The organism is uncultured Duncaniella sp., from assembly GCF_910577345.1.
GTDB lineage: Bacteria > Bacteroidota > Bacteroidia > Bacteroidales > Muribaculaceae > Duncaniella.
Genome location: NZ_CAJTMT010000001.1, coordinates 182,221 through 195,280, shown reverse-complemented (window position 1 = coordinate 195,280; position 13,060 = coordinate 182,221). Strand labels below are relative to the sequence as shown.

At 50.0% G+C, this 13,060-nt stretch carries 9 protein-coding genes; all 9 read left to right on the top strand.

The window, feature by feature from the left end:
- Positions 1-69: 69 nt before the first annotated feature.
- The 9 genes from QZ310_RS00770 to QZ310_RS00730 all read left to right on the top strand — a co-directional run bounded on the left by QZ310_RS00770 (position 70) and on the right by QZ310_RS00730 (position 13,030).
- A complete protein-coding gene (locus QZ310_RS00770) occupies positions 70-1,626 on the top strand; it encodes a DUF6377 domain-containing protein (protein ID WP_297069338.1) in 1,557 nt (518 codons plus the stop codon).
- Positions 1,627-2,127: 501 nt separating this feature from the next.
- A complete protein-coding gene (gene folP / locus QZ310_RS00765) occupies positions 2,128-2,967 on the top strand; it encodes a dihydropteroate synthase (RefSeq protein ID WP_297069336.1) in 840 nt (279 codons plus the stop codon).
- Positions 2,968-2,989: 22 nt separating this feature from the next.
- Positions 2,990-3,766, top strand: coding sequence for a diadenylate cyclase CdaA (cdaA, locus tag QZ310_RS00760; RefSeq protein ID WP_297069334.1), 777 nt, complete (start codon positions 2,990-2,992; stop codon positions 3,764-3,766).
- Positions 3,767-3,960: 194 nt separating this feature from the next.
- Entirely contained in the window at positions 3,961-5,904 is a 1,944-nt protein-coding gene (gene gyrB, locus QZ310_RS00755; RefSeq protein ID WP_297069332.1) for a DNA topoisomerase (ATP-hydrolyzing) subunit B, read from the top strand.
- Between the two features lie 69 nt (positions 5,905-5,973).
- A complete protein-coding gene (rnr, locus tag QZ310_RS00750; protein ID WP_297069330.1) occupies positions 5,974-8,223 on the top strand; it encodes a ribonuclease R in 2,250 nt (749 codons plus the stop codon).
- A 176-nt stretch (positions 8,224-8,399) separates the two neighbouring features.
- Positions 8,400-9,362 (top strand): polyprenyl synthetase family protein, encoded by a 963-nt coding sequence (locus tag QZ310_RS00745; RefSeq protein ID WP_297069328.1) that lies wholly within the window; start codon positions 8,400-8,402, stop codon positions 9,360-9,362.
- 6 nt (positions 9,363-9,368) lie between these two features.
- Positions 9,369-10,145, top strand: a complete 777-nt coding sequence (locus QZ310_RS00740) for a TatD family hydrolase (protein ID WP_297069326.1) — start codon at positions 9,369-9,371, stop codon at positions 10,143-10,145.
- A gap of 131 nt (positions 10,146-10,276) precedes the next feature.
- Positions 10,277-11,242: a C40 family peptidase gene (locus QZ310_RS00735; protein WP_297069325.1), complete on the top strand. Its 966-nt coding sequence runs from the start codon at positions 10,277-10,279 to the stop codon at positions 11,240-11,242.
- A 345-nt stretch (positions 11,243-11,587) separates the two neighbouring features.
- The gene (locus QZ310_RS00730; RefSeq protein ID WP_297069322.1) at positions 11,588-13,030 is read left to right on the top strand and encodes a carbon starvation CstA family protein; all 1,443 of its coding nucleotides are present in this window, start codon (positions 11,588-11,590) and stop codon (positions 13,028-13,030) included.
- The last annotated feature ends 30 nt before the right edge of the window (positions 13,031-13,060 follow it).

Below are 13,060 nucleotides of genomic sequence, written 5' to 3'. Positions count from 1 at the left end.
TCACATACCACCTTAAATCAGATGCAATGTAAAATGCGTAGACATATTTTACTGCTTGTTTCCTTAATCATGATGCTTGCATGTCCGTCGGCGGCTTTTTCGAAGACGGAAATCGGCTCTGAGGAAGTGAAATCAATACTGAAACGGCTTGACGCGGAACTGGCCGGTAGAAATACGTATATAAACAAACGTCATTCGTCGATTGATTCGCTGAAGAATATCATTTCATCGAAAGGAATATCGGATGAAGAACGTCTGGACTGTCTTCTGCAGCTTGGCGACAGTTACAATGTCCTGAATACCGATTCCGCACTGACTTTCTATGCAAAAGGCTACGAACTTGCTGAAAAACTTGGACTTGACTCTGTCAGTATCCGTTTCAATCTTAGGACTTCCACCTATCTCCCGTTGCTTGCGTTCATAACGGAGGCGTCCAAACGTTTTGAGTCTATCGATCCGGAAACCATTCCTGAAGGATTGCTGGAGGAATACTACGATGCAGCCAGGCAGATGTATTTCTATATCGCTTCCTACTATGTGAATTATCCGGACATTCACGGTCCCTACATGAAGAAGTCTCAGGAAGCTCAGGCGAAACTGCTCACTCTTCTTGAAGACGGTACGCCACGCTTCATGCTCAATCAGGGTGAGTACTTCCTATCGCATCAGCAATACTCCAAGGCCAAAGCTGTCTTGTTGCTGCTCCTTGACCGTATTCCTGAAGAGGATAACCTGTATGCCCGCGCCTGTCATTTTTTGGCTGATATTTCGAAGGCGAGTGGCGAACATAATGCCTACATCTATTACCTTGCGCGGTCGGCGATAGCTGATACCAAAGGTGCCACTCTGGAGGTGTCGTCGTTGCAGGAACTGGGACGAATGATGTATCTCAACGGTGATGTCAGTCATGCATACGATTATCTTTCGACCGCGCTGTCCGAAGCGGTGGAGTGCAATGCGCCTCTCCGGATACTCCAGTCATCGAACATATTTCCTATAATCGAGAGCGCCCATAAGGCCGAACTCAGGAAATCGGATGTGAGAATCTATATAGTCATGGCGATAATGGCGGTGTTGCTGGTCGGACTGGCGATTACCCTCTATGTCCTTCATCGCAAGAACAGGCTGATGAACCGCATGGCTGTTAAGCTCGAAGAGGCCAACAGCACGAAGGATGTCTACATCTCACAGTTTCTTAATCTGTGTTCAATCTATATGGACAAGCTGAACCAGTTCAATAAGATGGTCAACCGTAAGATCACCACAGGCAAAGTCGACGACTTGCTGAAACTGACTAAGCAGGGAAAATTCATCGAGGAGCAATCCAAGGAGTTCTATGATGTGTTTGACGATGCCTTCCTACATATCTATCCTACATTCGTGACGGAGGTCAACAAGCTTCTCCGTCCTGAGGAGCAGATTGTCTTGCGTGAAGGCGAAAAGCTCAATACCGACCTCCGCATCATCGCGTTCATGCGACTTGGCATTGAGGAGAGCACGCGCATAGCGCAGATGCTGAACTATTCGGTCTACACAATCTATACATATCGCAACAAATTGAAGAATCGAGCCATCAACCGCGATACATTTGAGGATGCCGTCATGCGTATAAAATCTGTCTCTTAAGGGGTGGATTTGATAACAAAACGGGCATGGAACGATATGTTTCCGGCTGAAAATTCCTAAATTCATTCTATATTTTTGCTTATTTTGGAAATATGTAAATTATGTAATTTCAGATGTTTAAGTATATAGCTATATTTATATTTCCTCAATTTGCCGTTTCTGCTCTTGCACAAACCGCAGAATAGCTATAATTTTGCAATGCAAAGAGGCCCGAAAGCCATCTCTCCGACCGAAGGCACAACGAAAGACTACGATTAACGAATTTGCATATTTTTAGTTTTAGGGTTAGTATAGATTGTTAGTATCTTAGCGTGAATTCATTAGTTATATGAGAAGAATTGCATAATAGTAAATGTGTTTTTATGTTAGGTTTGTAGAGTCTTATTGCTAAGACAACAATACGACTTCTCCGGGAGGAGAGGTCGTATTGTCGTTTAAGGGGTTTGGATATGATAAGTATTTTTGTTAATTTCGCGCATTATTTCTTATTCATCAAAGCAAATGTTCCGGTCATTCTCTTTAAATATAAAAGGTGAGCTTCGCGAGTACACCCGTCCGCAGGTGATGGGCATAGTCAATGTGACCCCTGACTCTTTTTTCGAAGGTTCCCGCACGATGAGCGAAAATGATATTGCGCGCAGAATAGAGAAGCATATTGCCGCCGGTGCCGATTTCATTGACATGGGGGCCTACTCTTCCCGTCCGGGCGCTGACGATGTCTCGCCGGAAGAGGAGACTGAACGTCTGAAAACGGGAATGAGGATACTCCGTGCGATTGACCGGTCAATACCCGTTTCGATTGATACCTTCAGGGCCGATGTGGCCCGTGCCGCTATCGAGGATTTCGGTGCTGATATTGTCAATGACATATCCGGAGGGGATCTTGATGGCAAAATGTTTGAGACAGTTGCTGAATTGGGTGTTCCCTATATCTTGATGCACATGCGCGGAACGCCGTCTACGATGCAAAGCCTTACGGATTACAATGATGTGACTGCCGATGTCGTGGCCGACCTTTCGCGAAAACTTCGCACACTGCATCTTCTCGGAGTTGCCGATGTGATTGTAGACCCTGGCTTCGGATTCAGCAAGACTACTGAGCAGAATTTTGAAATGATGCGCAATCTGGAAGCCTTTGATGCGCTCGGCTGTCCTATTCTCGTGGGCATTTCAAGAAAATCGATGATAACCCGCACACTTGGCATCCCCTCTGACGAGGCTTTGGCGGGAACCGTAGCGCTTGACACTATTGCCTTGATGAAGGGAGCTGCTTTCCTTCGTGTCCACGACGTGCTCGAAGCTGTCCAGACAGTGAAACTATTTGAACTGACAACTGATTAAACACCCTCTAACTTTCCCTCTCATGGATCATTTCGGCATAAAGGACGCGCTCGACATCGCCATTGTGGCGCTGCTCCTCTTTTACTTATATAAAATAATGAAGGAAAGCGGCACGCTGAACATTTTCTTCGGTGTGTTGGCTTTTATCGTCGTCTGGGTCCTGACCTCGCAGATTCTTGAACTGAAACTCCTCGGGTCCATCCTCGACCAGTTCATGGGCATAGGCCTCCTTGTTCTCGTAATCCTTTTCCAGGATCAGATAAAACGTTTCCTTGTCGAGCTTGGTGACCATAAGCGCTGGCGTTTCTTAAAGAACCTTTTCCGTCACGACAAGCGCGACCCCTCAGCCGATACACGCAAATATGTGTTGCCTATTGTCTATGCGTGCATGAACATGTCAAAGACAAAGACCGGAGCGCTCATAGTCATCCGTCAGGAAATCTCCCTTGAGTCGTATGAAAAGAGTGGCGACATTATTGATGCCGACATCAATTCTCGCCTGATTGAAAACATATTTTTCAAGAATTCCCCGCTCCACGACGGCGCCATGATTATCGATCATGACCGCATCCGCAGCGCGGGTTGCATCCTCCCAGTCAGCCATGACCGCAACGTGCCTCGCGCGCTCGGCTTGCGCCATAGGTCTGCTCTCGGCATCTCGCAGGCTACTGATGCTTTTGCAATTGTAGTGTCGGAAGAGACGGGCAATATCTCTGTGGCTCACCGTGGGGCGCTTACGACCCGATTGAGCTCCACGGAACTTGAACACCGCCTCTCCTTGGTGATGGCTAACGATTGATAGCCCCCTATTAAAAACGGTTCGCATGTCGGCAGAGGGGATTTATTTGCCTATTCCATTTGTCGGAGTGCGATTTTTTTTGTAATTTTGTTTGCTCAAACGAGTCGTCGCCCGGCTGCGTTCTCTCCTCCGGCGCGGCAGAAGCGATGAATACAATCCGTTAACTATTTCGAGAAAACTATTTTAACCAGACTATGTCAGAAGACAAAGAACGCGAAGCGGCGTATAGCGCCAGTAATATCCAGGTGCTCGAAGGCCTTGAAGCAGTAAGAAAACGTCCGTCAATGTATATCGGTGACACCGGTGTCAAGGGACTTCATCATCTCGTCTATGAGGTCGTGGACAACTCTATCGACGAAGCGCTTGCCGGGTATGCCTCTCACATTGAAGTAACCATCAACAAGGACAATTCCATCACGGTGGTCGACAATGGACGCGGTATCCCCGTCGACATGCACGAGAAGGAACACAAGAGCGCGCTTGAGGTCGTGCTTACAGTTCTCCATGCAGGCGGTAAGTTCGACAAGGGTTCCTATAAGGTGTCAGGCGGTCTCCACGGTGTGGGTGTATCGTGCGTCAATGCTCTTTCGACATATCTCCGCGCTGAAGTGCGCCGTGAGGGCAAGGTGTTCATGCAGGAATATTCCTGCGGCAAGCCCACAACCGAACTTAAGGTGATAGGGGAGAGCGAGACCACCGGTACTACTGTCACATTCCTTCCCGATGCGTCCATCTTTACCGTGACCGAATACGACTACGACACTCTTGCCAACCGTCTCCGCGACCTTGCCTTCCTCAACGCCGGTATCACCCTTATCCTTACGGATATGCGCAAGCTTGATGCCGAGGGAAATCCCAAGACCGAAACATTCTATTCGCGCGACGGTCTCCGCGAGTTCGTGCAGTATCTCGACTCAAACAAGGAATCGCTCATCAACGATGTTATCCATCTCAACACCGAGCGTCAGGGCATTCCCGTTGAAGTCGCGCTGACCTACAACAATACATACAACGAGAACGTCTACTCGTTCGTCAACAATATCCACACAATTGAAGGCGGTACACACCTCACCGGTTTCCGTCGCGGCCTGACAACCACCCTTAAAAAATATGCCGAGGACAATAAGCTCCTTGAAAAGTGCAAGGTGGAGGTTTCTGGCGATGACTTCCGCGAAGGCCTCACTGCCGTCATCTCCGTCAAGGTTCTCGAACCTCAGTTCGAAGGCCAGACCAAGACAAAACTTGGCAACGGCGAGGTGCAGGGTGCTGTTTCGGCAGCCGTCAGCGCGGCTCTCCGCTACTATCTCGAAGAGCATCCCCGTCAGGCCCGTACCATTGTCGACAAGATTGTGCTTGCAGCTCAGGCCCGTCACGCCGCGATGAACGCCCGTCAGAAAATCCAGCGCAAATCGCCCCTCGCAGGTGGTGGTCTTCCCGGAAAACTTGCCGACTGCTCGTCGCGCCACGCTGAAGATTGCGAACTCTTCCTCGTCGAGGGTGACTCCGCAGGCGGTACAGCCAAGCAGGGTCGTAACCGTACATTCCAGGCCATCCTCCCTCTCCGTGGTAAAATCCTCAATGTCGAGAAAGCTATGGACCACAAGATTCTCGACAATCAGGAAATCACCAGCCTCTACCGCGCAATGCGCGTGACAATCGGCACCGAGGAAGACCCGATGGCAATAAACCTTTCGCGTCTTGCCTACCACAAGATTATTATCATGACCGATGCCGATGTCGACGGTAGCCATATCGCGACACTTCTCATGACATTCTTCTTCCGCCGTATGCGTCCCATCATCGAGCAGGGTTATCTCTACCTCGCCACTCCGCCGCTCTACAAGTGCTCGATCCGTGGCAAGAAGGAGGAATATTGCTGGACAGATGCCCAGGTGCAGCAGTTCATCGCAATCAACGGCGAGAAGACCAAGGTGCAGCGCTACAAAGGTCTTGGTGAGATGAGCGCGGAAGAGCTCCGTGACACCACTATGGATCCCGAACAGCGTCTGCTCAAGCAGGTGACCATCAGCGATGCCGTCGAGGCCGACCGTATCTTCTCCATGCTGATGGGCGAGGATGTCGCTCCCCGTCGTGACTTTATTGAAGCCAACGCCAACTACGCCAACATCGACGCTTAAACGTTTTTAAGAATAAAAGCGTTATTTTATAAAATAATCATCAATATCCCTACATACCTCGTACATACTATGGCTCAATCAAAGAAAGCAGTTGCCGGCTCACGAAGCGCCGCCACCCTCGCGAAGAAGGTGGAGGAGTTCGTCGCGCAGCAGAAAAACAACACATATAATTATAAGCAGGTGGCACACGCAATTGATGCGACCACTGCAACTCAGCAGCGCAACATTGCCCTGCAACTCGTGGAAATGGCCTTCAACGGCGAGATTATCGAAGTCGCGCCCGGCAAGTACAAATCTCCGCAGCGAGGCAATGAGGCGACAGGTGTTTTCGTCCGCCGAAGCAACGGCAAGAATTCCGTAATCACCGATGCGGACGGAGAGACCCTTTTCGTGGCCGAACGCAATTCGATGCGCGCCCTCAATGGCGACAAGGTCCGTGTCAACATCGCGGCCCATCGTCGTGGCGCGGAGCCGGAAGCCGAGGTTATAGAGATAATTGAGAAGAAGGACCAGACATTCATCGGCACCTTGAAGGTCGATCGTCATTTCGGTTATCTTCTGACTGATTCCAAATATCTTTCAACCGATATTTTCATTCCCAAGTCCAAACTCAAAGGTGGTCAGACCGGCGACAAGGCGGTAGTGAAAATCATCGAGTGGAAGGAAGATTGCAAGAATCCGAGCGGCGAGGTAATCGACATCCTTGGCCGCAGCGGCGAAAACAATGCCGAGATTCATGCTATTCTTGCTGAATTCGGTCTGCCGTACAAATATCCTGCGGCAGTCGAGAAGGCAGCCGACAAAATCGGAGCCGGGATTACTGAAGAGGTCATTGCGCAACGTCTTGACATGCGCGACGTGCTGACTTTCACCATCGACCCTGTCGATGCGAAGGACTTCGATGATGCACTCTCATTCCGTGTGCTTCCCAATGGTCATTATGAAATCGGTGTCCATATCGCGGATGTCACCCACTATGTGCAGCCCGACACCATAATTGACCGTGAGGCTCAGAAGCGAGCGACTTCGGTGTATCTTGTGGACCGCGTTGTCCCGATGCTTCCCGAGCATCTTTGCAACGGTATCTGCTCCTTGCGTCCCGATGAAGAGAAACTTGCTTTCTCCGTCATTTTCCACATGGACGACGAGGCCAAGGTCATCAGCTCGAAGATTGCGCGCACCGTCATCAAATCGAACCGCCGTTTTGCCTACGAAGAGGCACAGGAGGTTATCGAGACAGGTCTCGGTGACTGTGTGGAGGCTATTCAGAAGTTGAACGACCTCGCAAAGATACTCCGCCGTCAGCGCTACGAGAACGGCTCAGTTGAATTCGACCGACCGGAAGTCAAGTTCCACATCAACGATGATGGAAAGCCCCTTGGCGTGTTCTTCAAGGTCGCAAAGGATGCCAACAAGCTTATCGAAGAGTTTATGCTGCTTGCCAACCGCACCGTGGCTACCTTCGTCGGCAAACCGAAGGACAAGAAGAAACCCAAAGCATTCGTCTACCGTGTCCACGACGCACCGGATGCCACACGTCTTGCCGATCTTGCCAAAATCGCCCGCGCGTTCGGCTACAAGATAAAGGATTCGGGCACTCCGCGCGAAATCAACCGCTCAATCAATAAGATGCTTGCCGAAGTGAAGGGCAGAGGTGAGGAAAACTATCTTTCGACCCTCGCTATCCGTTCGATGGCAAAGGCTATCTATACGACTGACAACATCGGTCACTATGGCCTCGGTTTCGATTACTATACCCACTTCACATCGCCTATCCGCCGTTATCCCGACATGATGGTCCACCGTCTGCTCGAGCGTTATCTTGCTGGTGGTAGAAGTGTCAATCTCCAGAAACTTGAGGACCAGTGCAAGCACTCCAGTGAAATGGAGCAGCTCGCTGCAACTGCCGAACGTTCGTCAATCAAGTACAAGCAGGTCGAATACATGCAGGAGCATATCGGACAGACCTACAGCGGTATCATCTCCGGCGTGACCGAATGGGGCCTTTATGTCGAGCTGAACGACAACCTTTGCGAAGGACTTGTCCCCATGCGTGACCTTGCGGATGACTACTATGACTTTGACGAGAAGAACCATTGTCTCGTGGGTCGTCGCCATAACCACCGTTACCGTCTCGGCGACAACGTCGACATCAAGGTTGCCCGTGCCGATCTGGAGAAAAAGCAGCTCGACTTCGTGCTTCTCGACGATAAGGGACAGACCTTGCGCCGTGCAGGCGAGGATGACCTCGGAAAGAATGTCACGGTCAACGAGGCTCTTTCCGGAAATCACGGCAAAAAGAAACGTCGCCGTAAATAAGCCCGGCAAAGGTCCGGAGTCTATAACCGACAACAGAAAATCATACTTGCAGCGGTCTGCGTAACTTCGCCGACCGCTGTAAGTTCAAATACCGATACATATTTCCTTGCAGGTATATACGTTATCGTTATATATCGTAATTGAAAAAGAAATTTTAATCTTACAGCGAAATACCGATGAAAGAATTCAACGAATATCTTGAAATGGTCAATCAGGCGGTTGCCAATCTGAAATTGCCCGTGCAGCCGGCAGGACTTTATGACCCTATCCGCTACACTCTTGATTGCGGAGGCAAACGTCTCCGTCCGGTGCTCACTCTTGCCGCCTGCGAGGCGATGGGACGCGAACCGATGACGGCTATACATCAGGCAATTGCCATTGAGATGTTCCACAATTTCACCCTTCTGCACGACGATGTCATGGACAACGCCGACGTGCGTCGTGGCCGTCCGACTGTCCACAAGCGTTGGAATATGGAGACTGCCATACTTTCCGGTGATGCCATGCTGACTACCTCGACAATGCTTCTCGCCATCAAGGCCGGAGAATATCTTCCCTCCGCGCTTGAACTCTTCAATGGTACAGCGATGAACATCTACGAGGGCCAGCAGTATGACATGGATTTCGAGCAGCGCCTTGATGTGACTGTAGAGGAATACATGGAGATGATCCGTCTCAAGACCTCAGTGCTTCTCGGATGTGCCTGCGGAATGGGCGCTCTCATGGCAGGTGCAGATTTCGATTCACAGTTGCAGTTCTTCAACTACGGTGTCAACCTCGGCCTCGCATTCCAGTTGCAGGATGACTATCTCGACACCTACGGCAATCCCGAAACCTTCGGCAAGGCTATCGGCGGTGACATTCTCAACGACAAGAAGACATGGCTTTTCATCATGGCGATGAACGAGGACGAGACCGGCACAGTCAAGGCCCTCATCGGCAACAATGAGAACCCCGAGGAGAAAATCAGGAAAGTCCGCGAAGTCTATGACCGACTCGGGCTGCCCGACCGCATCCATGAACTCATCCGTGCATATATCGATACTGCCATAAGCTGTCTCGACCAGCTCAACATCATGCCCGAGGCTCGCAGTTTCTTCATTGATCTTGCACTCAAATCGGCAACCCGCAATAAATAATCAGTCATGCTGATCGACACCCATACACATCTCTATCTCGACGAGTTCGCGCCCGAAAAGATTGAGACAGTCCGCCGTGCGCTTGACGCGGAAGTCGGGAAGATGATTTTCCCGAACGTTGACCTCTCCACCATCAGCCGGATGCGTGAACTCCACGGTTCGTTTCCCGATGAGACCTATATGGCCATGGGGCTTCATCCCACGGAAGTAGGAGAGACGTGGCGCGACGACCTTGCGACTGTCAAGGCGGAGTTTGATGCGCATCCCGCCGATTATATTGCTGTGGGAGAGGTCGGTATAGACCTCTATTGGGATAAGACTTTTCGTTCGGAACAGATTGAAGCCTTCTCCATTCAGGTCGATTGGGCGGTGGAAAAGAATCTGCCACTCATCATCCATTGCCGCGAGGGACTTGCTGAAGTTCTTGACGTGCTGAAATCAAAACCGGTCAAACCGAAGGCTGTTTTCCATAGTTTCGGTGGAAGCGTCGATGATGTGAAAGCGATAAGGGAGGTCGGAGATTTCTATTTTGGCATCAACGGTATTGTCACGTTCAAAAATTCGCGCCTGTTTGAAGTCCTCCCTGAAATCGGAGCCGACAGGATTGTGCTTGAAACGGATGCGCCGTATCTTGCCCCTGTGCCCTACAGAGGAAAACGCAATGAGAGCGCATACATAGTGCGCACTGCTGCCCGCGTGGCAGAGATTCTCTCGGTATCTCCCGCTGATTTGGCTGAGATTACAACCCGCAACGCACTTACCCTCTTTGATGGGATGAAGTGAGCCAAAATGTGACAAAAACTTACTTTTAACAGTCGTCCGGCGATATTTTATTATTCGGACGGCTGTTATTCTGACGGTATTTTTGTAATTTTGTATGATTAATCACAGATTGTGAAAATTTATCAGTGCAAATGATTCCAAAATTATCTATAAAATTTATTGTCCTGGCTCTTGCCATGCTTTGCGCCTCCGGACTGTATGCGACCGATGGCAGTCCGTGGGTACAGGTACGGATTCCGGTGGCATGTATCCGTGACGGTAAGGGACATTCGACTGAGATGACTTCTCAGGCCATAATGGGCACTCCACTCCAGCTTCTTGATTCCGATGGAGAGTGGCTTCACATCAAAAGCCCCGAAGGCTATGAGGGCTATATGAATGTTTCGAGTATCGCGGAAAAGAGTGATGCCGAGATGTCAGCATGGCGCAAAGCCTCACGGCTTGTATCCATATCGCTTCCGGAAGTAAAGGTATATGCCACGCCCGATGGCCGTGGCCACGCGGATGTTGTGAGTGAACTTGTGCTTTCCTCAATCGTTGAAGGAAGTTTCATCAACGACACCCTCGCCTCTGTCATTCTTCCGGACGGACGTAAGGGCTATGCGAGAGCTGATGCTTTCCTGCCGGCCGAGAAGTGGGCCGACCGTCCATTTGACATGGACAGGGCCATGAATACTGCCCACTGGCTTCTCGGCGCTCCTTATCTTTGGGGCGCATGTTCGACCAAGGGCGTCGATTGTTCCGGCTTGGTGCGTGTTGCATATTTTGACCAAGGTGTGCTCACATTGCGCGATGCTCGTCAGCAGATAGAGATAGGCCGACGCATAGAGCCGTCGGATCTTGCCGGTCTTCAGCGTGGCGACCTCCTGTTTTTCTCAAACACTCCTGATGGGCGTATCTCGCATGTGGCAATATATGACCGCGACGGTCAATATATCCATTCTTCAGGACTTGTCAAGAAGAACCGCATGACCGCCGACGACCCCGATTATTCCAAGCGTTGTTATCGTGGAGCCTCGCGCATTGTCGGGATGGAAGGAACCGAAGGAATTGTGAAGATGATTCGTCATCCCTGGTATTTTGATACTGTAGATTAAGAGGGTGTTTAATAATAAATGTTAAACCAGAGTGGATGTGTTTTTGAGATAAATTATTCATAACCAGAGGGAGCATAGCTGTAGCTATGTGACCGAGGGTTAGGAATAATTTAGCCAAAAAGACATCCATGCAGTAAAACAATTAAAATTCATAAAAATGGCACATGGATAAATGAAAAAATATTACTCCGGCGGCATCCAATCTCATGGATGTCTTCCGTCCTGAAAATCGGTCACATAGCTACAGCTATGCTCCCTCTTTTCATGCCGGAATCCATCTCATGAGATTGGACTCTGGTTTTAACATTTGTTTTTAAACACCCTCTAACTACCCTCTAAAAAATTATGATAACATTTCTGATTTGCCTGGCTCTTCTGGTCACGGCATACTTCACTTACGGCCGTTATCTCGAACGTCTGGCCGACGTTGACCCCGAACGCAAAACACCTGTCGACCGTCTGGAGGACGGTGTCGATTATATCCGCCTGCCCCGTTGGCGAGTGTTCCTTATCCAATTGCTCAACATTGCCGGTACCGGACCGATTTTCGGAGCCATACTCGGTGCATGTTTCGGTCCGGTCGCTTTCCTTTGGATTACTCTCGGAGGCATATTTTTCGGAGCGATGCACGATTTCATGTCTGGTATGATGATTATGCGCCACGATGGCCGCAGCCTGCCTGAGATAATCGGTATCTATCTCGGAATTTCGGCCCGTGCCGTAGTCAGGGTATTCTCGATTGTACTCATGGTTCTTGTCGGAGCGGTCTTTATCCTCAGTCCTGCCTCCTTGCTCACAAGCATGGTTCCCGGCATCAGTCAGGATGTGTGGGTATGGATAATCCTTGCATACTATATTCTTGCCACCATGCTTCCGGTCGACAAGGTCATCGGTAAGGTCTATCCAGTGTTCGGGGTGGCATTGGTTGCAATGGCAGCCGGCCTTCTCATCGTGCTCCTTACAGGCCGGTACGAGATACCTGAACTTACAACACTTCATAATTTCCAGCTCAATCCGGAGGCACTTCCAATTGTCCCGACGCTCTTCATTACTATTGCCTGCGGTGCAATTTCAGGTTTCCACGCCACTCAGTCACCGTTGATGGCCCGTTGCATTGAGAGTGAGAAGAAATGCCGTTCGGTCTTCTACGGTTCCATGATTTCCGAAAGCATCATAGCCCTTATCTGGGCTGCTATCGCTATGGCCTTCTTCCACGGACCGACAGAACTTGGCGAACAGCTTGCTGCAAACGGTGGCAATGCCGCATGGGCTGTCGATGTGATTTCCAATACGACTCTCGGTAAGGTCGGTGCCATACTCGCCCTGCTCGGAGTGGTTGTAGCACCCATCACTTCCGGCGATACGGCTTTCCGTGGAGCGAGACTGATTGTAGCCGACATTTTCAATATTGACCAGCGTCCGATTGTGAAACGTTTCGCAGTCTGCATTCCGCTTTTCGTTGTCGGATATTCCATCACACTGGTCAATTTCGACATTATATGGCGTTATTTCGCCTGGGCCAATCAGACACTGGCTGCTGTGGTTCTTTGGACAATCTATGTCTGGCTTGCGCGCCGGAAATCAAACTATTGGGTTGCGCTTATCCCGGCCATTGCCATGACATTCGTGGTCACTTGCTTTGTCTTCGTATCGCCGCAGTTCTTCGGAATTGAAAACAAGATTCTGGCCTTCACACTTGCCGCCATCACCACCGTCGGTTTTGGATTCCTTGCCAATACCCGTGTGAGTCCAAAGGTTCTCATTCCGGAGGAAGAGAGTGTGGCATGATTCAGTTATAAACCTCATTGAAAAAACGAA

Excerpts from the sequence above, each read along its gene's own strand:
- QZ310_RS00735 (WP_297069325.1), top strand. The coding sequence starts at position 10,277 with ATGATTCCAAAATTATCTATAAAATTTATTGTCCTGGCTCTTGCCATG.
- rnr (WP_297069330.1), top strand. The coding sequence starts at position 5,974 with ATGGCTCAATCAAAGAAAGCAGTTGCCGGCTCACGAAGCGCCGCCACC.
- QZ310_RS00770 (WP_297069338.1), top strand. The coding sequence starts at position 70 with ATGATGCTTGCATGTCCGTCGGCGGCTTTTTCGAAGACGGAAATCGGC.
- gyrB (WP_297069332.1), top strand. The coding sequence starts at position 3,961 with ATGTCAGAAGACAAAGAACGCGAAGCGGCGTATAGCGCCAGTAATATC.
- cdaA (WP_297069334.1), top strand. The coding sequence starts at position 2,990 with ATGGATCATTTCGGCATAAAGGACGCGCTCGACATCGCCATTGTGGCG.
- QZ310_RS00740 (WP_297069326.1), top strand. The coding sequence starts at position 9,369 with ATGCTGATCGACACCCATACACATCTCTATCTCGACGAGTTCGCGCCC.
- QZ310_RS00745 (WP_297069328.1), top strand. The coding sequence starts at position 8,400 with ATGAAAGAATTCAACGAATATCTTGAAATGGTCAATCAGGCGGTTGCC.
- folP (WP_297069336.1), top strand. The coding sequence starts at position 2,128 with ATGTTCCGGTCATTCTCTTTAAATATAAAAGGTGAGCTTCGCGAGTAC.
- QZ310_RS00730 (WP_297069322.1), top strand. The coding sequence starts at position 11,588 with ATGATAACATTTCTGATTTGCCTGGCTCTTCTGGTCACGGCATACTTC.